The 24208-nt window shown below is 68.5% G+C and carries 22 protein-coding genes; 7 read left to right on the forward strand and 15 right to left on the reverse strand.

What is annotated here, in order from left to right; all coding sequences use genetic code 11:
- Position 1 precedes the first annotated feature (1 nt).
- From ABZ803_RS19565 to ABZ803_RS19575, 3 genes are all read right to left on the reverse strand, one after another.
- Complete coding sequence (locus ABZ803_RS19565; RefSeq protein WP_357039817.1) at positions 2-514, reverse strand: hypothetical protein; 513 nt, start codon at positions 512-514, stop codon at positions 2-4.
- 309 nt (positions 515-823) lie between these two features.
- Entirely contained in the window at positions 824-1099 is a 276-nt protein-coding gene (locus tag ABZ803_RS19570) for a GlsB/YeaQ/YmgE family stress response membrane protein (RefSeq protein ID WP_040871565.1), read from the reverse strand.
- Between the two features lie 201 nt (positions 1100-1300).
- Positions 1301-2404, reverse strand: coding sequence for a spore photoproduct lyase family protein (locus ABZ803_RS19575; protein ID WP_357039820.1), 1104 nt, complete (start codon positions 2402-2404; stop codon positions 1301-1303).
- Between the two features lie 264 nt (positions 2405-2668).
- On the opposite strand from ABZ803_RS19575, the gene ABZ803_RS19580 reads away from it, so the two are divergent.
- Entirely contained in the window at positions 2669-5464 is a 2796-nt protein-coding gene (locus ABZ803_RS19580; RefSeq protein WP_357039823.1) for an aminotransferase class I/II-fold pyridoxal phosphate-dependent enzyme, read from the forward strand.
- On the opposite strand, the gene folE is transcribed toward ABZ803_RS19580, so the two are convergent.
- From folE to ABZ803_RS19595, 3 genes are read right to left on the reverse strand one after another with little or no spacing between them, the layout of a single operon-like run.
- On the reverse strand, positions 5454-6050 hold the full coding sequence (gene folE / locus ABZ803_RS19585) for a GTP cyclohydrolase I FolE (RefSeq protein WP_357039826.1): 597 nt from the start codon (positions 6048-6050) through the stop codon (positions 5454-5456). The genes ABZ803_RS19580 and folE overlap by 11 nt on opposite strands.
- Positions 6051-6052: 2 nt before the next feature.
- A complete protein-coding gene (locus ABZ803_RS19590) occupies positions 6053-6469 on the reverse strand; it encodes a hypothetical protein (RefSeq protein ID WP_357039829.1) in 417 nt (138 codons plus the stop codon).
- 33 nt (positions 6470-6502) lie between these two features.
- Positions 6503-7015, reverse strand: a complete 513-nt coding sequence (locus ABZ803_RS19595) for a DUF2231 domain-containing protein (protein ID WP_357039832.1) — start codon at positions 7013-7015, stop codon at positions 6503-6505.
- A 128-nt stretch (positions 7016-7143) separates the two neighbouring features.
- On the opposite strand from ABZ803_RS19595, the gene ABZ803_RS19600 reads away from it, so the two are divergent.
- Positions 7144-7836, forward strand: coding sequence for a helix-turn-helix domain-containing protein (locus ABZ803_RS19600; protein WP_357039835.1), 693 nt, complete (start codon positions 7144-7146; stop codon positions 7834-7836).
- 51 nt (positions 7837-7887) lie between these two features.
- Here the strand turns inward: ABZ803_RS19600 and ABZ803_RS19605 are convergent, their stop codons facing one another.
- The 3 genes from ABZ803_RS19605 to ABZ803_RS19615 form a co-directional block, all read right to left on the reverse strand.
- Entirely contained in the window at positions 7888-8877 is a 990-nt protein-coding gene (locus ABZ803_RS19605; RefSeq protein ID WP_357039837.1) for a BtrH N-terminal domain-containing protein, read from the reverse strand.
- 121 nt (positions 8878-8998) lie between these two features.
- A complete protein-coding gene (locus tag ABZ803_RS19610; RefSeq protein ID WP_357039839.1) occupies positions 8999-9331 on the reverse strand; it encodes a hypothetical protein in 333 nt (110 codons plus the stop codon).
- 3 nt (positions 9332-9334) lie between these two features.
- Positions 9335-10573 carry a phosphotransferase gene (locus ABZ803_RS19615; protein WP_357039842.1) on the reverse strand — a complete coding sequence of 413 codons (1239 nt, stop codon included), beginning with the start codon at positions 10571-10573 and terminating at the stop codon, positions 9335-9337.
- A gap of 145 nt (positions 10574-10718) precedes the next feature.
- Between ABZ803_RS19615 and ABZ803_RS19620 the strand changes: the two genes are divergently transcribed.
- Positions 10719-13532 carry an AAA family ATPase gene (locus ABZ803_RS19620; protein WP_357039845.1) on the forward strand — a complete coding sequence of 938 codons (2814 nt, stop codon included), beginning with the start codon at positions 10719-10721 and terminating at the stop codon, positions 13530-13532.
- A gap of 22 nt (positions 13533-13554) precedes the next feature.
- Here ABZ803_RS19620 and ABZ803_RS19625 read toward each other — a convergent pair whose 3' ends face one another.
- The 3 genes from ABZ803_RS19625 to ABZ803_RS19635 all read right to left on the reverse strand — a co-directional run bounded on the left by ABZ803_RS19625 (position 13555) and on the right by ABZ803_RS19635 (position 17369).
- The gene (locus ABZ803_RS19625) at positions 13555-13818 is read right to left on the reverse strand and encodes a hypothetical protein (protein ID WP_357039848.1); all 264 of its coding nucleotides are present in this window, start codon (positions 13816-13818) and stop codon (positions 13555-13557) included.
- 318 nt (positions 13819-14136) lie between these two features.
- Positions 14137-16443, reverse strand: a complete 2307-nt coding sequence (locus ABZ803_RS19630) for a LuxR C-terminal-related transcriptional regulator (protein ID WP_357039851.1) — start codon at positions 16441-16443, stop codon at positions 14137-14139.
- A 254-nt stretch (positions 16444-16697) separates the two neighbouring features.
- Positions 16698-17369 carry a serine protease gene (locus ABZ803_RS19635; protein WP_357039853.1) on the reverse strand — a complete coding sequence of 224 codons (672 nt, stop codon included), beginning with the start codon at positions 17367-17369 and terminating at the stop codon, positions 16698-16700.
- A gap of 355 nt (positions 17370-17724) precedes the next feature.
- On the opposite strand from ABZ803_RS19635, the gene ABZ803_RS19640 reads away from it, so the two are divergent.
- Positions 17725-18369: a dihydrofolate reductase family protein gene (locus tag ABZ803_RS19640; RefSeq protein ID WP_357039856.1), complete on the forward strand. Its 645-nt coding sequence runs from the start codon at positions 17725-17727 to the stop codon at positions 18367-18369.
- A 21-nt stretch (positions 18370-18390) separates the two neighbouring features.
- The gene (locus ABZ803_RS19645; protein ID WP_357039859.1) at positions 18391-19245 is read left to right on the forward strand and encodes a helix-turn-helix domain-containing protein; all 855 of its coding nucleotides are present in this window, start codon (positions 18391-18393) and stop codon (positions 19243-19245) included.
- 40 nt (positions 19246-19285) lie between these two features.
- Here the strand turns inward: ABZ803_RS19645 and ABZ803_RS19650 are convergent, their stop codons facing one another.
- From ABZ803_RS19650 to ABZ803_RS19660, 3 genes are all read right to left on the reverse strand, one after another.
- Positions 19286-19915, reverse strand: a complete 630-nt coding sequence (locus tag ABZ803_RS19650) for a glyoxalase (RefSeq protein ID WP_357039948.1) — start codon at positions 19913-19915, stop codon at positions 19286-19288.
- 734 nt (positions 19916-20649) lie between these two features.
- Positions 20650-21099 (reverse strand): hypothetical protein, encoded by a 450-nt coding sequence (locus tag ABZ803_RS19655; protein ID WP_357039862.1) that lies wholly within the window; start codon positions 21097-21099, stop codon positions 20650-20652.
- Positions 21100-21330: 231 nt separating this feature from the next.
- On the reverse strand, positions 21331-21993 hold the full coding sequence (locus tag ABZ803_RS19660; protein ID WP_357039865.1) for a hypothetical protein: 663 nt from the start codon (positions 21991-21993) through the stop codon (positions 21331-21333).
- A gap of 125 nt (positions 21994-22118) precedes the next feature.
- Here ABZ803_RS19660 and ABZ803_RS19665 point away from each other — a divergent pair, with 125 nt between their 5' ends.
- Both ABZ803_RS19665 and ABZ803_RS19670 read left to right on the forward strand, forming a co-directional pair.
- Positions 22119-23087, forward strand: coding sequence for a cation diffusion facilitator family transporter (locus ABZ803_RS19665; RefSeq protein ID WP_357039868.1), 969 nt, complete (start codon positions 22119-22121; stop codon positions 23085-23087).
- A 121-nt stretch (positions 23088-23208) separates the two neighbouring features.
- Positions 23209-24129 carry an RNA polymerase sigma-70 factor gene (locus ABZ803_RS19670; protein WP_357039871.1) on the forward strand — a complete coding sequence of 307 codons (921 nt, stop codon included), beginning with the start codon at positions 23209-23211 and terminating at the stop codon, positions 24127-24129.
- Positions 24130-24208 lie beyond the last annotated feature (79 nt).

The raw sequence follows: 24208 nt of genomic DNA on the forward strand, positions 1-24208 counted from the left end.
CTCACCGGTGCCGGTTCCGAAAGAACGTCGAGTGGAACCGGCTCGCCGACCGTTTCGGCAGCATCGCTTCCACCAGCAGCAGGTCGGCGAAAGTTTCGGCGGCGCGCTCACGCTCACTGCCGTAGTCCTGGCGGCGCAGTACGCCGCGGATGGTTTCCAGCGATAGCGAGGGCATCAATTCGCGCAACGGCAGATCGGCCGCGCCTGCACCTGGACCACTCGCGGTCCCGCCGTGGCCGAGCAGCATGTGACCGATCTCGTGGGCGATGATGTGATCGGCGTGCCATTCGGTGTCGGCCCCGTACATGATCACGTCGTCGCCTTCCCTGGCGATCCACAGGCCGCTTCCGGTGCCGCATCCGTTCCCCGAGAGTGCGCCGACGTCGATCGGGCACAGCGTGATCGGTCGTCCCCGGTACGCTGCCACCCGCGCGATGTATTCCGTCATGTCCCATGGATCGGGGATCGGTACCAGGCGACCCAGCTCCTCGAATCGCTCGGCGAGATCCTCCATTACGCCTTCCCCTCGCTGATCACGTGCCCCATGCCGATATGGCGGTGAGCGTAGTCGTCTACGGAGCATTGTCACCGACGTGGCTTGTCGCGCAAGCTTTCTCGCATCCGTTCTCGGGGATCGGCCGCAACGTGGTCGGCCTTGGTGCATTCACTGTTCGAGCCGGCTCTCGCGCTGGTAGTACCACTAGCGACCCCGCCGGCCTGATCGGTCTGATTGCCCTCGCTCTCACGGAGAGCGGCCCGAACCTCGAAAGGTTCGGGCCGCTCGAAGCGCGCGCGTTCGGCTCTATGCCGCCGAGCGCGGGTCTCAGCGCAGTGCGCCGCGACGGCCGGTCACCAATCCGACCAGGAACAGCAGGATCACCGCGCCGCCGAGGCAGGTGAAGAAGCTGAACCACAGTCCGCCGCCCTCGACATCGACTCCCAGAAGCTTCAGCAGGAACCCACCGAGCAGGCCGCCGACAACGCCCACCACGATGTTGAGCAGAATGCCCTGCTGAGCATCGGTTTTCATGAACTTGCTGGCGATCCAGCCGGCCAGACCGCCGATGATGATCCAACCGAGGATTCCGAGACCGAGCATCTTCTTCTCCGATTCGTCGAGTTGAGCCCGCACCCTGATCGAGCGAGCGTCTGTCCTCGCCATACCCCGGTCGTCGGCCGTCAATCGCATTGCGTAGCAGAGGGATCCTCACGGATCGACCGGCCGGAGTTCGGACGCGCGTCCGGCACCTGTGCACAACCATCGCCCGGAAGGACGTTCGGCGACGGGCATCGGGACGGTTCAGAACGCGTAACGCACCCTCAACCAGGGCGTCCGCTGGGCGATGAGTCCGGTCAGAGTCTCGACACCGGCGGCCTTGACGTCGTTGCGGTAGCGCACGTTCCACATGCCCGACTGGGAGCGCTTGGCCTGTTGAATGGGCGGCCGCCACAGCAGATCCTCGGACTTCGGGTGCCAGCCGAGGTTGAGCTCGTGCAGTTGCTCGTTGTGGGTGAGCATGATGATCTCCGCGGCGGCCTGGGCCTTGAAGGCGGAGCCCGTGCCGCCCGAGAGCTGCTCCAGCAGTTCCGCCCAGTCCTCCTCCCAGCCGGGGCGGACGACGACGGGGGAAAAGTTGACATGTACCTCGTAGCCCGCGGCCACGAAGTCATCGATCGCGGCGATGCGCTGACGGATCGGTGTGGTGCGCAGGTCGAGCAACCGGGCGTCGGCCTCGGGCATGAGCGAGAAACGGATCCGGGTCCGCCCGCGGGGGTCGAGGTCGAGCAGGTCGCGATTGACGTACTTGGTGGCGAACGAGGCCTTCGCGGTGGGCCACGCGCCGAACGCGGTGATCAGGTCGGCGACGTTGTCGCTGACCAGGGCGTCGACCGAGCAGTCGCTGTTCTCGCCCAGGTCGTAGACCCAGGCATGCGGGTCGCACTGGTTCGGCACGGTCTTCGGACCCTGCTTGCGCACGTGCCGTTCGAGATAGCCGACGATCTTGTCGATGTTCGTGAACACCGTGATCGGGTTCGCGTAGCCCTTGCGGCGGGGGACGTAGCAGTAGGCGCACGCCATCGCGCAGCCGTTGGACGTCGAGGGCGCGATCCAATCGGCGGAACGGCCGTTGGCCCGGGCCGTGAGCGACTTCTTGACCCCGAGCACCAGGTCCTCGGTCTTGACCCGGATCCAGCGGTCGACGTTGCCCGCGTTGCCGTGCAGCTGGTCGATCTTCCAGTGGGAGGCGACGGTGATGATCTCGGCGTCGGGGAACCGCGCGCGCACCTGCTGCCCACGCGGGCTCGCCAGCGCCTCCGGTTCGGCCCACAGGCGACGGACGTCCAGCAGGCGCGGGCCCGATGCAGGCCGGAAGGGGTCCTGATCTGCGGCGGATCGAGTCATAGCCTCTGCCTACTCCGCCCCACCGACATTCCGGTGGCCGCAGGCGACGCGGTGTGGGCAGCGCCACCGCCGACGCGCGGCCGAGCGCACCCGGAGTGGCTCATCGGTGGACGCGCACCGGCCGAACCGGCGAGGCGGGATTTCTCGCTTGCTAGGAATTCGATCTTCCGCGGAGCACAATATTCGCAGGGGATAGATGTTCCAGCGTGATCTGCCGCATTCGACGGATCACTCGCCCAGCGATGGAGGGGCGAAACTGACGACATGCACCGAGACGGCGAGCGCCCGAAGGGGCTCAGTGTTTCCGCGCTGGCGGCGGTAGCGAACCCGTCGTACTCGCGCATCGACACGTGGAACCTGCTCGACGACGCGTGCCGCAGGCTCGCCGATGTCAACGGCGCCGGCCTGGATCCCACCCGCGAAGCCGCGCGGGTGCGGCGCCTGCTCGACCGTCTCGGCGCCTATGAGCGGTACTGGCTGTACCCGGGCGCGGCAAGGCTGGCGGCGTTTCGCGGGTATGTCGCCGATCTCGCCACGGTACGGCTCACCGAGGAAGTGTCGCTGGCCGTGCGCCTGCTCTCCGAGTACGGCGACCGCGCGGCCATGTTCGACGACGCCGCGCCGTTGGCCGATCAGGAACTCGTGGCGCGGGCCAAACAGCAGAAGTTCTACACCGTTCTGCTCGGCGACGACTCCCCGCCCGAGGCGCCCGAGGGCTTGGCGCACAGCCTGCGGGCGCTTCGCGACCCGTCGGACGACGTGCAGTTCGAATTGCTCGTCGTGGCGAGCATCGAGGACGCCATCACCGCCGTCGCGTTGAACGGCGAGATCCAGGCGGCGATCATCCGGCACGACCTACCGCTTCGTTCCCGCGACCGGGTGCCGTTGATGACCACGTTGCTCGGCGTCAACGACGACGTGGTCGTGACCGACCGCACCCGCGACTGGGTCGAGTGTGGCGAGTGGATCAGGAAGCTGCGGCCGCATATCGATCTGTATCTGCTCACCGACGAGTCGATCGCCGCCGAGACCGAGGAAGAGCCGGACGTCTACGATCGCACGTTCTATCGGCTCAACGACGCCACCGACCTGTACAGCACGGTGCTCGCCGGTATCCGGAGCCGGTTCGCCACCCCCTTCTTCGACGCACTGCGTGCCTACGCGGCCGCGCCGGTAGGCCAATTCCACGCCCTTCCCGTCGCGCGTGGCGCGAGCATCTTCAACTCCAAATCGCTCCAGGACATGGGCGAGTTCTACGGCCGCAACATCTTCATGGCCGAGACCTCGTCCACCTCCGGCGGGCTGGACTCACTGCTGGACCCGCACGGCACGATCAGGGCGGCGATGGACAAGGCAGCCAAGACGTGGTGCGCCGATCAGACCTACTTCGTGACCAACGGGACGTCCACCGCGAACAAGATCGTCGTGCAGGCCCTGACCCGGCCGGGTGACATCGTTCTGATCGACCGCAATTGCCATAAGTCGCACCACTACGGCCTGGTACTCGCCGGGGCGTACCCGATGTACCTGGACGCCTACCCGCTCGCGCCGTTCGCGATCTACGGAGCGGTGTCCCTGCGGACCATCAAGAAGGCGCTGCTCGACCTCGAGGCGGCCGGTCAACTGGACCGCGTGCGCATGCTGCTGCTGACCAACTGCACCTTCGACGGCATCGTCTACAACCCCCGGCGCGTGATGGAGGAGGTCCTGGCGATCAAGCCGGACATCTGCTTCCTGTGGGACGAGGCGTGGTACGCCTTCGCCACCGCGGTGCCGTGGGCGCGGCAGCGGACCGCGATGGTCGCCGCCGAGCAACTGGAATCGGCGTTGTCGTCGTCCGGATACGCCGAGCAGTACCGCGCGTGGCGTGCGTCGATGCAGGGCGTCGACCGTGCCGAGTGGAGCGAGCACCGGCTGCTTCCCGATCCCAAGCGTGCGCGGGTACGCGTGTACGCGACGCATTCCACCCACAAGTCGCTGTCGGCGCTTCGGCAGGCGTCGATGATCCACATCCGCGACCAGGATTTCAAAGCCCTCGTCCGCGAGGCGTTCGCCGAGGCGTTTCTGACCCACACCTCGACCTCACCGAACCAGCAACTGCTCGCGTCGCTGGACTTGGCGCGCAGGCAGGTCGACATCGAGGGCTTCCAACTGGTCCGGCACGCCTACGACATGGCGCTGGTATTCCGCCACCGCGTCCGCAAAGACCGGCTGATCGGCAAGTGGTTCCGCATCCTCGACGAGGCCGATCTGGTGCCCGGCGAGTTCCGTACCTCCGCCGTCAGCTCGTACCGGCAGGTCAGACAGGGTGGCTTGGCGGAGTGGAACGAGGCGTGGCGGTCCGATCAGTTCGTGCTCGACCCGACGCGGGTCACCCTGTTCATCGGCGAAACCGGCATGAACGGGTACGACTTCCGCGAGAAGATCCTGATGGACCGGTTCGGCATCCAGATCAACAAGACCTCGATCAACAGCGTGCTGTTGATCTTCACGATCGGCGTCACCTGGTCGAGCGTGCACTACCTGCTCGACGTGCTGCGCCGGGTGGCTACCGACTTCGAGAGCGGCCGCAGCGCGGCCGGTAAGGCCGATCGCGCCCTGCAACAGCGACGGGTCGAGGAGATCACCAAGGATCTGCCCGCGCTGCCCGACTTCAGCGCGTTCGACAGCGCGTTCCGTCCCGACGGCGCCAGCTCGTTCGGGGACATGCGATCGGCCTTCTACGCCGGGTACGCGGAGTCCGACCGCGAGCACGTCCTGCTCGGCGACGCGGGGCGACAGCTCGCCAAGGGGAGGCCGCTGGTGTCGGCCACCTTCGTCGTCCCCTACCCGCCGGGCTTCCCGGTGCTGGTTCCGGGGCAGCTGATCTCGACGGAGATCCTCTATTTCCTGGCCGAACTAGATGTCAAGGAGATTCACGGATACAACCCCGACCTCGGATTGTCGGTCTTCACCGAGGCCGCGCTCACGCGGCTGGCCGCGGCTCGGCACGCGAGCGCGGCGGCGACCGACGGTGTGCCGAAGCCGGCTCCGGTGCCCGCGTCGTCGCTCAGGGCATGACCCCGGTGAGCGAGAAGAATTCCTGGCGTGAGCGGGCGTCTTCGCGCAGTGTGCCGAGCAAGGTCGAGGTGACCGTGGTGGTGCCGGCTGCTTGGACACCACGCAGGGTCATGCAGGTGTGTTCGGCTTCGATGACGACGCCGACGCCGATCGGTTGCAGATTCTCGTTGAGCCAATCGGCGATCTGCTTGGTGAGGCGTTCCTGCACCTGAGGCCGGTAGGAGAAATGCTCGACGATACGGGCGAGTTTGGACAACCCGAGGATGCGCTCGCCCGGCAGGTAGCCGACGTGGGCGACGCCGACGAACGGCAGCAGGTGGTGTTCGCACACCGAGCGCAGCGGGATGCGGCGAGCCAGCACGAGCTCGTCGTAGCCCTCGTCGTTGGGGAAAGTGGTCAGGTCGAACGGGCGGGGCGTGAACAGTTCGGCGTAGGCGCGGGCCATCCGCCGGGGAGTCGCGTGCAGGTGTTCGTCGTCGAGGCCGACCCCGAGCGCGGTCAGGAATTGCCGGGCGGCGTCTTCGGCGGCGGCCAGGTCCACCTGCGTAGCGGGTTCGTGGACGACGCGGAGCGCGGGCTGTAGCACGGCTAGCTCCCGCCCACGCCGAGGGCCGTCAACAGCACCAGAACCACGGTGGCGACGGCGAAGACACCGTGGCCACCGACGACGGCGACGGGAAAACGCCGCTCGGCCGGTTCGGGTGCCTCGGCGTCCGTGCGCGCTCGGTAAACGGGCAGCCATCGCAGCAGCATGGCGAATCCGAGCAGGGCCACCGGAATCAGCAACCCGAACGCCACCCAGGCGAGGGCGTCGTCATCGAGGGCGAGGTAGGCGATCCACACGATCAGGCCGGCCACGGCGAGCAGGAAGTGCCCGAACACGACCGGCACGGGAAGGTGACTGCTGTTCGGTTGCCGAGCACCGCCTCTCGCGATCCAGGTGCCGAGCAGCACGAAGCCGCCCACGGCGGTGAGCAGCCAGAGAATCAATGCCGCGATGGCCATGGTGTCTCCTGACGGAAGGGTTGGGACAGGGATTCACCGGTGGTAGCCGGTGGCTTGGGTGGTTTCGTCGGCTACCCGGACGCCGTAGTGGTAGGCGAGCTTGCCGCCGAGATAGCCCGACACGGCCAGCGCCACGAGACTCACGATCGACAGCAGCAGCGGGCCCGCCGGGACAGCGCCGTCCGGGCCGCTGCCGGCATGGCGCCACCAGAAGTTGATCGCGTACGCCACGGTGACGACCAGATTGAGGCTCATGTGCACCAGCCCGGTGCGGAACGCCGTGGTGCCGGTGGGGATGGCGAACAGATCCAGCAACCCGATCGCCGCCGCGGCCAGCGCACCCAGCACGCCGAGCGCGATCAGCCATACCGCGCCGCGGGCGAGGAAGACCGGGTCATCGACCACGTGCGAGGCGATGTCGAACACCGAACCGGCCACCCAGGCTCCGATCGGCACGGTGACCAGGATCGGATGGAACGGATGACCGTACGGTCCGGCGAGCACCGCGCTGACCGGGCGTTTGGCCTGCTGCATGTCGCTGCTCATCACAACCTCCACCCTGGCTTTAATTACACTAAAGATTATTGGCGTTATTCGGGCTGTGGGTCAAGTCATCCACCTCACGTGGGTGTCTGCGAAGTTCCGGCGAACACAATGGGCGCTATCATGGCCGGGTGACCAGTGAATCGGCGATCGGTGCCGTCGCCGCGCTCGACGACGAGTTGCGGCGGGGCATGTACTGGTTCATCCGCCGCGCGGGTCGTCCGGTCACTCGTGACGAGGCCGCCGAGCAGGTCGGCATCTCGCGCAAACTCGCGGCCTTCCATCTGGACAAGCTCGTCGCCGCCGGACTGCTGCGGGCGAGTTATCAGCAGCTCGACGGCCTTCGGAGAGTCGGGCGCGCACCGAAGGTGTACGAGCCCTCCGGCACCGAGGTGCGGGTGAGCATCCCCGAGCGCCGCCACGAAGTCCTGGCCGAGATACTGATGGGCGCGGTGCTCACTCATGATTCCGGTGAGACCGCGCGCGACGCCGCGCGTCGCGTGGCGACCGACCGTGGCACGGCGCTCGGCCGGGCCACCCGAGAACAGGTACGGCCAGGACGGCTCGGCGCCGAACGCGCCCTCACGGTCCTTCGATCGCTGCTCGCCGAACAGGGCTTCGAACCCACCCGTGCGGCACCGGATTGCCTGCGCATGCGCAACTGCCCGTTCCATCCGCTCGCCGCCGCCGAACCCGAGCTGGTGTGCGGGCTCAACCACGCCTATCTGACGGGCGTGCTCGCCGGGCTCGAGGCCGACACGATCGACGCGGTGCTCGCACCCAAGGCCGGGGAATGCTGCGTAGAGCTCCGCTCAGCCACCTGACCAGCGATACTCCGCGTCAGGCGCCGACAGGCAGGAGCGGCGTTCGAAGCGCTACCGTCCCAGGCACTTCAGCGCCCGCATGGCCTCGTACTCCACCCGCGAAAGATCCCGGAGAACGGAGCCTGCCTGTGCGAGGCGCCGCTCATCGCCCGATTCACCGGCTTGTGCGATCAGTGCCGCGACTTCCGTCCAGAGGGTGGCTGCCTCGGTGTACAGCCCGTGGCCGGTGCGCAAATGGCTGCTGTCGAGGGTCTGGGTGCATTCGGCGAGGAAGTCGCGGTAGAAGTTACGAAACAGCGCGCCGCCGGTGCCTGCCTTCTCCATCAAGAGGGCGGCCTGGGCGAGGTCCCGCTGCGGGTCGTCGGTGCGCCGGAGCCACGTGGGCACCAGCTTGCCCGCCTTCGCGATGCCTCGGTGACCGAGGTTGGCGATGGGCGGGTTGAGGAAAGCCTCGGCGCAGGCGGTGATGGCGGGAACGATACGGCTGTGCGGGGAGGGCGGGTTCCGCCCAGCGGTGAGGGTGAAGGACCGGTGCCTGGCGGTCATCGGGCCGCGCGCGGCCCTGGCCCTGGCGAGGCCGGTCAGGCTGGTGGATACCGCTCCGCCTTGCTGGTCGGTGTCCACCAGGTAGGCGTCGTGGTCGTCGTAGCCGTACACGGCGACGACGTGACCACCGAAGTGCACCTTCGAGCTGAAGTAGTCCAGGTAGTAGCTGTCGAGTTGCAGTCCTACGGGGAGGCCGGCGTCGATGGGGGCGACCACGTTCTCCCAAGCCCGGCGGGCGGATGTGGTCTCCTCGACCGAGAGTTCCAGTCCGAGCGCGGCGGCCAGGTTCCTGGTGAGGTCGAAAGGCTTTACCCGTCCCCCGAGGAACGGGAAGCCCAGGTTCTTGCTGTCCCAGTAGACGAAGGACAGACCGGAGCCGAGGCCGAACAGCATGGGCTCGGACAGATCGATTCCCTGATGCCGTAGCAGCACTCCCAGGGCCGTCGTCTCGCAGTGCCGCGTACCGCGCGCGTCGACGTTCATCACCGTGGCCATGCCATGCCTTCCCGAGTGCGGATCATCAGGTCATCTCGCGGCCCCTAGCTACCCGGCCGCGCGTGTGGCGGGCGACGAATGGAGCGTTGCCGACATGGTGGACTCTCCCGTGGCGGGAGGGTCAACCGGTCACACAACGCCCATGGCGCCGCCGATCGGACAGTGGACGTATGCCGCGAAACCGCGGATGCACGGGAACATCGCCATCCCCCGCAAGCCGGATGATCTGCCGTGCGCCAGGCCCCACCACCGCCTCGGTGTGACACTCCTTGTGCCAGCCGAACGGCATCAGGTGGACTCGTTCGCCGCGCTGCTCCAGACGTTCGGTCATTTCCACCAGCACGTCCAGGGTGTCGGCGAGTGCCCCGATCCCCCACCCCATGTCGACCGCGCACGGCCCCTGCGCCGTCACTGTGTACTCGAAGGTCCGGCAGCGAGTACTGATGATCTGCACGGCCTATCCCTCCTCCAGCGCTTTCACGGCGTCGAGGTCCAGCACCGCGTTGGCGGTGCGCTCGATGATGCCGAGGCAGATCTCGTCGGGTTGGTATCTCGGCTGGATAGCGCTGTGGCCGATGGTCGCCAACCAGATGAAATACGGGTACAACGCCTGCTGCCGGTAGGCCAGCCACGCGGTGTCGAAATCGGGCGCGGGCGCACCGCAAGCCGCGACGTGGTCGAGGTAGACGGCCAGCAGTTCACGCTCCCAGTCCCGCCGGTCCTGCACGGCGAGACCGGAACCGACCACATAGGCGACGTCGTAGGCCCAGCTGCCGCGCAGGACCACTTGCCAGTCGGTGAAGCCCATTCGACCGCTGGAGGTTCGGTAGGTGTTGCCGATGTGGCTGTCGCCGTGCAGAAAAGTCTGCGCACCGGTGCTGGCTATCTCCAGCGATCGTTGCAGCGCGTGATAGAGCCGGTCGTGGTCGTGCGCCAGCGTTTCCGGGATCACCGCCGCCGCTCGCCGGGCCCCGACCCGCGCGCGTTTCGACATGCCGATCAACCGGTCGAGATTGGCGAAATGCGCCCGCGGCGGCTTCAGCCACCGATAAACCTCCAGCTCGGCATCGTTCCAGTAGCGGGCGTGCCACGTGGCCATCGTGCGCAACAGATCCTCGATCTCGGTGCGGTCGATCGGCGTCTGCGGCGTGCAGAAGGTGGCGCCCTTGGTGCTGACGATGTCCTCGAGCAAAGAGATCGTCCGGCCCGACCGATAGTCGACAGCGCTGTGGTAGCCGCGCGGCGCCTCGATATCCAGGGCCGGCCGTAGGTGGGTGAAGAAACCCGGTTCACCGCCGATGATTCCGGCCAAGTCCAAGGTGAGGCGCTGTTTGAACTCCGCGGTGGTCTTCGCGAACAACTCCTCCGGCAGGCCTGCCGCCCGGCCCGCGGCGTTGTAGGTCACGCTGAGCTTCCAGCGGGTGGAGGTGCCCGCGCTCACGTCCTGTGTCTCGAATGAGTCGACTTCCGCACCGGGGTGCCCACCGCACAGCACGGCGGTCAGCCACTGCGCTGTCACTTCCCGGCCGGTCACCGGCACGTCGCCCGGGATACGGGCCCGCTGCCGGGTCACCGTTTCCTTCGCGACATGACCGCCGATGCGGGCGATCCCCCGCACAACCTCCAGAACGGGCTTGGAAGCACTGGACGCCAATGGATACTCCTCCGCTTGCTGGGGTTCGGCTGCTGCGCTCAACCGAGTTCCGTGCCATCGGGCACGCCTCAGGGACGGTAGGGCAGCCGAGCCGAGGGAACATCCGTCGAATCCGAGAGAAATATCCGTATGGGCCGGGCCCGGACGCTCGACCGGCTCATCGCCCGCGATGCATAAGCTCACCCGCATGCAGAAGTCCCCCGCGACGGTCTTCCTCGGTCGTGATGCCGAGATCGAGAACCTGGCGGTGCTCGCGCGCCGAGTCGCCGCGGGACAGGGGGCGGTGGTGCTGGTGGAAGGTGAGCCCGGTATCGGCAAGACGGCGCTGCTGGAGGCGGCCTGTGCCCGAATCGCGGCGGCGGGCCTGCGGGTTCGCACCGGCGCGGCGGTGGAATTGCAGCGCGACGTACCGTTCGCCGCGGTGCGCTCCTGGTCGGCAGCCGACGACACCGCGCCCGGCGGCGCCCCGGATCCGAGTCGCCCGCTGCTGCACAGCGGGGACCGCGCGGGTGACGCCGCGGCGACGCACGAGTTCGCCGTCAGCGAGGGAATCCTGGATCGGATCGACGCATGGTGCGCCGCCGCTCCGGTGGCACTGATCATGGACGACGTCCATTGGGCCGACGCGCCGAGCCTGTCGGTACTGCGGCGACTGTGCGCACTGGTCGACGCGCTGCCGCTGCTGCTGGTGCTCGCGACCCGTCCGCTGCCCGCGGACCCGGCGTTCGCGGCGCTGGCGGCCGAACTCGTCGAGCGGCAGGCCCCGGTGATACGGCTCGGCGCACTGCCCGACTCGGCCGCGGCGGCGCTCGTGGGGCTTCTGGTCGGCGCTCCACCGGGGCCGGGTTTGCTGCGAATCGTGGCCGGTGCGCGAGGAAACCCGCTGCACATCACCGAATTGGTGGCCGCGTTGCTCCGCGCGGAGGCGATCACGCTGGTCGCCGAAACCGCCGCGCCGCTACCGGACTCCGGCGAACCGTCCTCCGCCTCACTGTCGGCCGCGATCATCCAGCGCCTCGGACTCCTGTCCCGTCCCACGCGGGACATGCTGCCGATGGCCGCTGCCCTCGGACCCGTCATCAACGTGGGGGAACTGTCGGCCGTGCTGGACAGCCCGCTGCTGGATGTCTGGCGGGCCGTCTCCGAAGCGATGGACGGCGGGCTGCTCGCCCGGGTCGATTCCGAACTCGTGTTCCGCCACGACCTCATGCGGGACGTGCTGGCCGACCAGCTACCCGATTCGCTGCGCTCCGACCTGCTCCGGAGGGCCGGGCAGGTCCTGCAAGCGACCGGCGCGCCGCTCGAGCGAGTCGCGTACTACCTGTCGGCGGGCGGCCACGAACTGGATCGGACAAGCCTCGACTGGTTGACGGCCGTGGCAGGCAAGTTGATCGTGCGGGCCCCCGAGCTCGCGGTGCAGTTGCTGAGCCGCGCGGCGACCGCGACAGACCTCGACGGCGCCTCGCGTTCGGTTCTGGTCCGCTGGCAGGCCAGGGCGCTGCTGTGGAACGGCCGCGCCGCCGAAGCCGAAGCCGTGGTGCGCACCGCACTGCGCACCCGTCCGGAACACGACCACGATGTCGAACTGACCTGGCTGCTCGTCCAAGTCTGCCAATCCCAAGGCCGCTTGGCCGACGCCGTCGCGGTCGCCGAGACAGCCCTTTCCACGATGGAACTCGGCGCCGAGGACGCGGGCAGGCTCGTGGGAATGTGCGCACTGGACAATTTCTTTCTCGAGCGGTTCGAGGCGGCGGAGCGCGCGGGCCGGCGGGCCGTGTCGACGGGACAGGCCAGTGGCACCCCGCTCGCCACCGGATACGGACTCATGGCATTGGGTGCGGTCCGCTACACCCAGGGCTATCTCGACGAGGCGCTGGATCTGAGTACCCGAATCCTCACCGCCTTCGAGGACGGCACCGGATCGGACCAATTCGATCCGTACGTGCTGTACGCGCACTGCCTGATCGAACTCGATCGGCTCGCCGACGCCGAACAGACGCTACAGACGGCCATCGGGCACAACCGCCGGATGCACGGTGTCTACCTCGCCCCCAACCTGCTGGCCAAGGCGCGGCTGTATCTGCTCGACGGCCGCTGGGACGACGCGCTGGCCGAATGCGCGGCGAGCCTGGCGGCGCCCGATGTCCTCGGATACGCGCCCGTCGCACACAGCCTGGCCGCCCTCATCGGAATCCATCGCGGCACCTTCCTGCCGGACCCCGATGCCGTTCCCGGGCCGGACGACCGGCTGGGAAGCACCGGTTACGCGCAGTTCCACCCCTGGGTGAAGGCGTTGACGCACGAGGCCCGTGGCCGTCCGGAGCTGGCGCTGGAGCTGCTGGTCGGCACCCAGCGGCGACTGGCCGATGGCCTGACCGCGTCCACCCTGCACTACATCTACCCGGACATCGCCCGGCTGGCCTCGGACGTCGGCGACGAGGCCGCGGCTCGGTCGGTGGTAGCGGGCGCGGACGAGCTGCTGGCTCGGCAGAAGACCGCGGGCCGGATCGGAACGGCCCTGCTGTGCAGAGCCCTGGCAGACGGCGATCCCGAAACGCTCTTCGCCGCCGCGCACGCGTTCCGGCAGTCCGGGTGGCCGCTCTACGAAGCGCAGGCACACGAGAACGCCGCCGTTCTGCTCGCCGCTTCGGGACGAGAGGCCGAGGCCCGCGGCGCGCTGGACACGGCGATAGGGCTCTACGGTCGCCTGGGTGCGTCGTGGGACAGCGCCCGTGCGGCAGCGCGGGTCCGGCCACACGGGATCCGATTGGGTGTGCGCGGCCGGCGCAATCGGCCCAAATCCGGCTGGGCGGCGCTGACCGACACCGAGCGCAAGGTCGCCGCGCTGGTCGCCGAAGGTTGCTCCAATGCGGATATAGCAGCGCAGATGTTCTTGTCGCGCCGCACGATTCAGTCACACGTGTCGAACATCCTGGCCAAACTCGACCTCCGGTCGCGGCGCGAGATCGCCGCCGCCATGCCGCGTTCGGTACTTCCGTGACGCCTCGCGCGAGGTGCCGCGCTCACGCCCATCGCCGTGATCTCGACGATCCGGGTGGCGGCGGAATGAGCTTCGCCCAGAAATCGTGCCGCACCGCGTCCCACAACCTGGTCAGCTCCGGGAGCAGTTCTCGTGCTTGCACGAGATCCGGATAGGCGTCGGGGCCGAAGGAGACGATCGGCGCGGGGTCGGACGCGCTGTGCACCGCGACGATGGAGATCAGATGATCCTGCAATACCCGCCAGGTGACGCCTAGGCCGTCGGCTTCGGTCCGGACCTCATCCATCTGCGGCCCCCCATCGCACGCGCGGTCGGCCATCACCGTCGACCGACCGGACGCCGACCGGCGCCGCGCAGTCGGCTGATCGTTTGCCACGCTCCCGTCGTTTCCCGCCCGTGATACCACTCGCCTGGCCGCCGAGGGCGCCGGTGGCGTTCACACTGCTGTCAACCGCTGTCAAAACCGACCTCCTGCTCGTCACGATCTGACGAGCATCACAGACGCGGCACCGCGCGGTCATGGGTGAAAATACCCACTTCTGCACCCATCTCCGCAGTTCGCGGCTCCGAAGCGGCACGGGCCGGGCCCGCAAGGAGCCGGGATTCAGTGCGGGCGTGCCGTCCATGCCGCGACCTGCGTACGAGACGAGAAGCCGAGCTTGCCGAGGATATTCTCCACGTGCCGGTCGACGGTGCGGGGCGATACGACGAGCCGCTCGGCGATCTGCCGGTTGCTGAAACCTTGCGCGACCAGCTCGGCCACCTGTCGCTCGCGTGCCGTCAGCACCCCGGCGCGCGGCTGCGTGGGCTGCGGGCCGCTCGCGCTCCGGTCGAGCGCGTAGGTGATCGCCTGGTCGTGATCGAGCCCTTCGCCACGCATCCGTTCCGCACGCACCACCGTCTCCGGCAGCGCGTCCGTCACCCTGCGCTCACACGCTGTGTGCTGTTCGGGCATGTACGGCCCGAAGGCGGCGATCGAGGTCCCGATTCGCCGCCACATCGCGTGGATCGCGCCCAGCAGCCGGGCCGCATGGCGATGCTCACCGCGCGCGGCCGCCGTCCAGGCCAGCAGTTCGATCATCAGCGCGGTCCCCACATGGTCGTTGAATTCGCGCTGAATCTCCAGGGCCGCGTGCGCGGAGGCCATCGCCTGGTCGTAGTCGCCGCGAACGAGTTGGTCGTAGCCGAGTGCCCACACCGCGTACGACTTGGTCCACTGCTCGCCGCGCCGGTCGGCCAGCGCGATCGCGCGCCGAGCCGTCGCGCCCGCCCTCGGATCGCGTCCATGGCCGTAGGCGACCGCGAGCTGGAAGAGCGTCAGCCGGACCAGCTCGTCATCCTCGGAGAAGCTCGCGACCACTCGCTCGAAGCCGGTCACGGCAGCGGCGAGGTCGCCGCGGAAGCCTGCGGCGGAAGCGCGCAGACTACTCGCCCAGCCGAGCGCGCGGCGATCTCCGGCTCTCGTGGCGCGGGCCACGCACTCGTCGAGCGCCTCGTCGGCGGCGTCGAGGTCACCTTGCAGAACCCGCACCCACCCCGCCACCCAGAGCGCGTGGATCCGCTCGGGGTCGGCGTCGACGGCAACCCGCAGCGCGCGGTCCACCCAGCGCCGTCCCGCGCCGAGGAACCCATCGGCGCACCAGTGATAGCGCAGCGCCGTCACCAGAGCCAGCGCCTCGCGCGAACTCGCCGGAGTGCTGGTCGCCCACTCCAGCGCGGCCCGGACGTTCGCGCGGTCGGCGCGCAACACCGCCAGGCCGGTCTCCTGGCCGGGCCCGTTCCACTGCCCGGCGATCCGCTCCGCGAGCGTGCGGTAGTAGTCGCGGTGCCGATCGCGCAGCGCGGTGGCCTCGTCGCGCTCGGTCAGCCGCTGCCATCCGTACTCGCGGATCGTTTCCAGCAGCCGATACCGCGTCTGGTCGTCCGCCGCGACGAGGAGGACGACCGACTGCGCGACGAGGTGATCGATCAGGTCGAGCACCTGCTCGCGGGGCAGGTCAGGGCCTGCGCAGACGCCCTCGGCGGCGTGCAGGGTGAACACTCCCGCGAAGACCGACAGTCGCGACCACAGCAACTGTTCCGCCGGTGTGCACAGCTCATAGCTCCAGTCGATCAACGCGCGCAGCGTCCGCTGTCGTGGCAGCGCGGCGCGGGCGCCTCCGGTCAGCAGCGCGAACCGATCCTCCAGCCGGTCCAGAATCGTCTGCAAGGACAGTGATCGCAGTCGGGAGGCGGCCAGTTCGATCGCGAGCGGAATCCCGTCCAGTCGTTCGCAGGTTCGCACCACCGCGTCCGCATTGCGCTCGGTGACCGTGAAGTCGGGACGCACCGCCCTGGCACGCTCGACCAGCAGCGTGGGCGCGTCGAAACCGGCCACCGCCACGGGTGTCACGGACTCGTCCGAAGCGGGCATCGACAGCGGACGGACCGGGTAGACGTGCTCGCCCGGCTCGCCCAGCAGCGCACGGCTGGTGGTGAGGATCCGCAGCCCGGCGCAGGCGCGCAGCAACTGGTGGCACAGCACGCGGCACGCGTCCAGCAGGTGCTCGCAGTTGTCCAGCACGATCAGCACCCGCCGGTCGGCGAGGCGCTCCACGATCTGCTCCTCCGCGGTCCGGTGCGACAGATCCGGGATCCCGAGGCTGGCCACTACCGCCCGCGCCACCAGTTGCGGATCATCGACGGCGGCCAAGTCCACCAGCCATGACCCATCCGGGAACGAGCGGCCGGACGCAGCGGCGACCTCGGTGGCCAAACGGGTCTTCCCCACCCCGCCCACTCCGGTCAGCGTGACCAGGCGCGCGGTTGCCAGCAGTGCCCGGACCTCGCGGATCTCCCGCTGCCGGCCCACGAAACTCGTGACCGCCGACGGCAGATTACCGACTCCGCGCGTGGGCCTGCGTTGCCCCATGATGTGTGAATTTTAGCCGCCCGGAATCGGGGCACGGGGTCGATCACCAGCAGTTTCGAACTCCACCCCCGCGCGCAGGCGGCACCGTCGAGCGGGCTGCGCACCGGCCTTGCCCCGTTTCGGGCGGCGACGGCCTCCACGGGACTTTTCGTCTGCTCTATCGACCATGGAGGCTCGGCTCGAACACCGAACTCGCGTATGACTCGGAGATTCGGCGGATCGTCTCGAGGTGGCCGAATCGGTGCGCCGACGGCTCAGATGGGCCGGAAACCGGCGCCTACGTCATTACGGGAATCGATGTCGGTGAGAATGGCGTTGATGTCGGTTCCCACCTCCGGCCCGAGACACCCCATGCCCAAGTAGGCGTTGACCATCCCGACCAGGGTCGAACCGATCACCACCGGTGCGCCGGAGTCGCCTTTGAGCACACACATCTGAGTCCAGGTGTCGCTGCTGTCGCCCGTCATGTCGCCCCAGGCGACACCGCAGGTCTGGCCGGTGGTCCGGCCCTTCTTGCAGACGACGTCGGGAAACCGCGCGGGAGCGCCGAGTCCGTCGATGCGGAACCCCCCGACCTCCCGAGCGGGAACCACCCGTGCGGCATCGAATTCGATGACCGCGTAGTCCAGTGCGTGATCGGCATAGACGAATCGGCCCAGCACGCCATAGCTGGGATAGGTCACGGACGTGACGCGCGCCCCGGGTTCGCCGCAATGTCCCGCCGTCAGACCGACCAACCGGCCGGCCGCGTCGTGCCCGATGGTGGTGAGCGTGCATTCGGCTTCGTCATCGATCGCGATGCCCGATCCACCGCCGATCGGCGGTAGCGGCAACTGCGGAACACCGGCCGCCGCGCCGGCGCCCACCGAGACCGGGCCGCACGCCAGCGCCGCCGCGGCGACGACTTTCAGCAGTGAACGAGTCATTGTTCCTCCAACCGAGCCGAGCGCAATCCCCGCGACCCGGCCCGAGCCGCACCCGCAGCCGGCGAACCGGCATACGCATCGCCTCCCACCACCGAAGTCCAGGACCCACGCAAACTTACGCGCGTTCCCAGTCCGAGCTACCCACGTGAACGAAATGGAAACGGGGCCTGGCGTTCTTCCCCTCAGAGCCGCCGGATGGGCTGTGTCGCAGAGCCTTTCCCAGACAATCGGCGAGCACTGGTATAGACCGCTGCCAGCGGCCTCCCGAGTCGCAGCATCGAGCGACTGATTGCAATATGAGATCAGTGCGGCTAGGGTTTTCCTGATTGCAGATTGCAACCAGATGGGAGCGTCAATGACTCAGTTGGTCCGCGTTCAGAACTTCAGCGTGTCCAGCGATGGCTACGGATCAGGGGAAGGGCAAAGCCTGGATCGCCCGTTCGGACACGCCGATCCGGGGCCGCTCATGTCATGGGCGGGCGCCACCGCGCACTGGCCCAACCGCACCGATCCGGGCGGCAGTTACGGTCTCGACGACTACTTCACCCGCGACTTCCACAACAACATCGGCGCCGAAATCATGGGGCGCAACAAATTCGGCCCGCAGCGCGGACCATGGGAGAACTACGACTGGCAAGGATGGTGGGGAGACGAACCCCCGTTCCATACGCCGGTGTTCGTCCTCACCCATTACCCGCGACCGTCGATCACGCTGGGAGACACCACGTTCCATTTCCTCGACGCGACTCCGAAGGACGCGCTGGCCCAGGCGTTCGATGCCGCAGAGGGAAAGGACGTGCGCATCGGCGGCGGTGTCGCCGTCGTCCGGGAGTTCCTCGACGCCGATCTCATCGACACGATGCATGTCGCCGTCGCGCCGGTGGAACTCGGTCGCGGCGAAAGGCTGTGGGCGAGCCCCGACGAGCTCGTCGACCGGTTTCACCTGGAGCGGATCCCGAGCCCGAGCGGAGTGGTGCACCACGTCTTCTGGCGACGCTGACCCACCGGTTAACCTGGGGGGATGGGAGCGGTCGGGATCGAGCGGGGTCGTGGTGCCGATTGGGATTTCGGGCGTGCGACCGCAGGCGGGCACGCGGGTGGGGCGGCGATGATCGGGTTCCGTGATCGCGGGGGCGGCGAGCTGGACCTGCGGGTCACCGGGATACCGGCGGTCACGGTGCTGTTCGAGTTCGGCGGCAGCGAACTGGTCGTCGAGAGCAATAGCGACAGGCAGGCATTCGCCGGGTTCGTTTCGGGGTATCCGCCCGGAACGATGCGTATCCGCGGTGAGCGGGTCGAGTGTGTCGAGGTGCGGTTGTCACCGGCGCGGGCCTATTCGTTGCTGGATATCGCACCGGCGGAGCTGGGCCGCGCGGCGGTCGTCGGCGTGGAAGATCTCTTCGGACGTCGGGCGCAGTGGCTGCGCGAGCAACTCGCGGATGCGGCGACATGGGAACAGCGCTTCGCGCTGACGCGGTCGTTTCTGCTGCGATGTGCCGACCCGGCGCGGACACCGGCCCCGGAAGTGGTCGCCGGCTGGAATCGCATCCTCGCCGGCCGCGGACAGGTCAGAGTCGGCGAACTCGCCGCATCGTGCGGATGGAGCCGCAAGCGGCTGTGGGCGAGGTTCGAGTCCCAGATCGGGCTGACGCCCAAGCGTGCCGCCATGCTGGTCCGATTCCGGCACGCCGTGGAAGGGCTGGTGGCCGGCCGCCCCGCCGCCGAGGTCGCCGCGACCTGCGGCTACACCGACCAGTCCCATCTGTCGCGGGACGTGTCGAGCTTCGCACAGGTCACCCCGGGGGCGCTGGCCGCGGAACCGCTCACCGCTATCTCCGCGCACCGCTACCGGGCGTGGGGACCATTTTTCCGGTGAGCGTTCTCGACGTCTTCGCGAAACGCGCGCACAGCCACGCTCAGGCCACGGCCTCCCACGCGAACCCGTCGGGGTCGGCGAAGGGCCCGATACCGCTGCCGATGGCGATCCGGTGCGAGCCGGCGCCATCCGGGGAGACGCCGGCATCCTTGGCGGCGGCACGACGCCCGTAGAGCGCCAGCTTGACCGACGACGACGGGGCATCGAACTCGACGTACTTGCTGCCGAAACTCTTCGCCACGGTCAGGCCGCGATCGACGTAGAACTGCTTGGTCGCCTTGACGTTGTCGACCCCGAGGAGAATCACGAAATCGTCGATCTCCCGGGTGGCGGGGCCGGTGTCCTTCTTCGCCGACGTCGCGATTTTCCAGATCGCCCCGTCCGGTGCCTGGACGACGCCGCCATACCCCCAGAAGCTCTTCTTGGCCGGCTTCAGCGTCGTCGCTCCCGCGTCGAGCGCGGCGCCGACGAGGCTGTCGACGGTGCTCGGCTGCGACACCACGAGCGAGAGGATGTAGCCGCGGAACCCGTTCGTCGGCGCCTCCGAGGCGCGCACGCGCACCTTGTCGCCGAGTTCGAACGCTGCGGCGTAGAAGCTCGCGCCGATCGCGGGATCGGGCATCTCGAGGATGACGGAGTCGATAGTGGGCTGCTCGGTGGTGGTATCCATGGCGATAACGCTAGTTACTGCTCGGCGTCCGGCGCTTCTCGATTCCTGATCGTTGTGATGAGCCGATTCGGCGCGCACGAGGACTACGCGGGATCGGTGACCAGTTCGGGTTCGCTCGATGCGGGGCGGTCGTGCCGGGGCAGCAGCAGCGCCATCGTCATCCGCAATTTCGGGATGGCCGAAGATGTACCGCCACCCGTCCAGCAGCTCTCCCATCCGGACGCGGGATCGTCGCTGGTGTGCGGGCCGGGATTCGCCGCCACCGATCGCACCGATCGCCACCGCCGACAGCAGGTAGCTGATCGCGTCCACCACCACCGCCACCACCTCATCCGAATCGCTCACATCGAGCGTCGGATGAAATCAGCTCGCGCACAACGGAATCAACAACCGAGCGCTCGGCGGGCACAACGTCTCGTTGTGCATCAGCGGCACCGCCGTGCCATCGACGGAGAGGATGGCACGAGTGAAGCGCTGACCTGAGGCGATCCCCGGCGCGAGCTTGCTACCGCGCGCGGTGGTGACCCGCGCTCGTGCGATCGGGTGCGGACAACCTCGTGGCCGCTCGACGCCGCCGTCGAATTGCCACGGAGCCGGCCCGCGAGCCGCTACGGTCCCATTGGGATGCGGGTGTCCACCCCCTGAGGGCGCCCCCACCCACCCGGGGGGTGGGCGCCCTCCACCCCCCGGGGCCCCGCAAGGGGCTCATGTGGGCTCGGCCTGCACCGAACAGGTCAGGCCGGCACTCCCGGACAGTCCCACGCCTCGATCGGGTCGCGGGAATACCAATGCCCGGTCCATTCCCTGCCCGATTCGAGGGCCTCGTAGAAATCCTCGTCATCGGGCAACTCCGGGCCGTGGGCGTAGACCACACCGGGACGATCACCGTGGAAGCGGCGGGCACGCTCGACCGCGCGAGCCGAGCGCTCGGCGAGATAGGCGCGCTGGGTGATCAGCCACTCCTCGCTCGTGCGAGCTCCCGGACCGCCGTAGTCCAGCGGATAATGCATCTGGTACTCCAGCCGCGCCAACTGCTCGCCAGCGTGCTCGTACAGCCACACGATCCACCCCGGTACCTGCGGCTGCGCAGCCAGCGCACGAACAGCGAATCCTTCGCGCACGGTCGGGCTTTCCGGATCACGCCACGCCGCGGCGACGTCACGGGCGACCGCCGCGAAGTCCATGCTGCTCCGCCCCCGATCTTTCCGATGCCTACCACCCATAGCCGATAACTCTAAATCTCGATACCGGCCGCCGACCAGGGTTCGCTCCAAGTTGGCCCGCGACCGGCCGTCCTTGTCCGTCGCCCTGTCGGCGCTCTGTGAGAGATGGAGGCCGACTCGACGTTCGCGGCCGTGCTGCCGACCCTCTGGGCGATCCGCACGGCGCGAGCCTCGAACCAGTAGTCGTGCCTGTCAGATCCGAGCCGCGCGGCCTCGTGCGTACGCGATGACGTTCTCCGCGTAGGCCGCCTCGTCTCCCTCCGCGAAGCACGACCGGAATCGGACGAACGCTTCGTCCAATTGCGGTCCGGGGCCGCGCTCGGCGAGCAGGACGACGATCGCCTCCAAAGCTCCGATCCGCGGGTCCGGCAGGGCCAGCAGTTCATCGAGGTACCGGCCCGGTTCCAGCAGGCGCAGCGCACGGCGCGCGCAGGCGTGCACGCGCCGGGGCAGTGCGGCGCGGATGGCGTCGACGTCTGCTCGCAGCACCTGGCCCGGTTGTTCCGGATCGGCCTGGAGGGACCACAACTCGGTCGAGTCCTCCGCCATACCGTGGTCGTCGATCAGCCCGGGGCCGCTCGCCTGCTCGAGCGGCGTGAGTGGAAGACCCCGCTGCGCGTTACGCCAGTTACAGAACTCCCACCAGGCGATGGGTGTAGCACCGGGGCTCAAGCCGAACTTCAACTCCTGCCGGCCGCCGGTCCAGGTACGCAAGGTCCGGGTGCGGCCGACCGAGGCCACTCCGCCCGGCGCGATCCGGATCCACACGGCTTCGGTCCCCTCGAAGCCATAAGGCTGCAGCAGTTTTCGCGCATCGCGCGTCAGTCGGCGCAGCGCCGCGTCCGGTCCGGCCATGCCAGCAGATTAACGGCAGGCACCGACACGCAGGATCAGGGAGCCGAGCGCCGCACGCTCCGCGGATCCGGCCACCGCGCCGCGCGCTCCCGATGATCCGCGCGGTTCATGCCACACTGGCGTAGATGGAGCGAGTCAACGCTTTCCACGACGAGAAATCCTCGCCCGCGACCGGCGGGGAGAGCACACGCACCGTGATCGTCGCCTTCGGCGCGAATATCGCGGTGGCGGTGGCCAAGACGGTCGCCGCGACGCTCTCCGGCTCGGCGTCGATGGTCGCCGAGGCCGCGCATTCGTGGGCGGACACCGGCAATCAGATCTTCCTTCTCGTCGCCAACCGCCGAAGCGCGCGTACCGCCGACGCGAAGCGGCCCCTCGGGTACGGGCGGGAGGCGTATGTCTGGTCGTTGCTGGCGGCGGTCGGGCTCTTCGTCGCGGGCGCCGCGGTGTCCGTTTGGCACGGCATCACCGAACTGCTGCACGAAGGACAGGGCGAGCAGGACTACGCGATCGCCTACCTCGTGCTCGGGATCGCCTTCGTCTTGGAGGGAATCTCCTGGCTACAGGCCACCCGGCAGCTCGGCGGCGAGGCAGGGAGTTTCGATCGAGACATCCTCGAATACGTGCTGAAGACCTCCGATCCGACCTTGCGCGCGGTCTTCGCCGAGGACAGCGCCGCCCTGATCGGCATCGTCATCGCCTTCGCGGGAATGGGCCTGCACCAGCTCACCGGCGCGGCGGTCTGGGACGCGCTCGGATCGGTGCTCGTCGGTGTGCTTCTCGGAGTGATCGCCGTAGTACTCATCGACCGTAACCGCCGTTTCCTGACCGGCGAACCGGCCTCGCCCGAGCTCCGCGCCGCCGCGGCCGCCCGCATCGAGGACATGCCCGAAGTGGCCGCGGTGCGCTTCGTGCGCCTGGAATACGTCGGCCCGCGCCAAGTCTTCCTGGTCGCCAGCGTCGATCTGGTGGGCGACCCGCCGGAGTCCAGCATCGCCCGCACTCTGCGCGCTCTCGAACGCGAACTCGAGCGCAACCCGCACATCGCCGACGCGGTCCTCACGATCGCCGCCCCGGAGGACGCCGAGACGTAGGCTGCCCCGGACTCGCGACAACGCACCGATGTGACGTGCGCCACCGCCTCCCCGTGTTACGAAACGGCGCGGCCCGGGCGTCTAGTGGGTGAGCCAGTCGAGACGGAACAGGAGCCACACCATGGCCGGTACATCGCGGCGCACGCCCGGCGAGACCGACGACCACCCCGCCCCCGCTACCGAGGCGTTCGTCGCCCATCGGAACCTGCTGTTCACCGTCGCCTACGAGATGCTCGGCTCCGCCGCCGACGCCGAGGACGTCCTGCAGGAGACTTGGCTGCGGTGGGCGGGCGTCGATCTCGGCATCGTCCAGGATCAGCGCGCGTACCTGGTCCGGATCGTCACCCGCCAGGCGCTCGACCGGCTGCGCGCGCTCGGCAGGCGCAAGGAATCCTACGTCGGGCCGTGGCTGCCCGAGCCGCTGCTCACCGCGCCCGATGTGGCCGAGGACGTCGAACTGGCCGACAGCGTGTCGATGGCGATGCTGCTGGTACTGGAGACCTTGACGCCGATCGAGCGGGCGGTGTTCGTCCTGCGCGAAGTGTTCGATCTGGCCTACGACGAGATCGCCGAGGCCGTCGACAAGAGTCCGGCCGCGGTCCGCCAGCTCGCGTACCGGGCGCGGGCGCACGTCGCCGCACGCCGACCACGCGGAGTCGTATCGGCGGCCGAGACCCGCAACGCGCTGGAAGCGTTCCAGCGAGCGATCGAAACAGGCGATCTGCAGAACCTGCTCGACATCCTCGCACCGGATGTGGTCCTGCTCGGAGACGGCGGCGGCGTCGTGCAGGCCGCGCTGGCACCCATCGTGGGAGCCGACAGGGTGGCCGGTGTATTGGCTGCCGGATTGGGCGGTTTCGCCGCGTCGTCAAGGCAGGCTGCGCAGGTCAACGGCTACCCCGCGCTGATCATCCTGCAGGACGGCGAGATCGACACCGTTTTGGCGCTGCGCATCGACGACGGACTCGTCACCGGGCTCTACGCCGTGCGCAATCCCGAGAAACTCTCCCGTATGCAGCGCGAAACCGCCCTGTGCCGCTGAGGTCAGGACCGGGCGCACCGGTCGCCACTGTTTCCCGGTGATGTGCGACCGGCCGGTCTGCGAATAGTTGATCGCCACT

The organism is Nocardia sp. NPDC047648 (genome assembly GCF_040642815.1).
In the GTDB taxonomy this organism is placed as follows: Bacteria; Actinomycetota; Actinomycetes; order Mycobacteriales; family Mycobacteriaceae; genus Nocardia; species Nocardia gamkensis.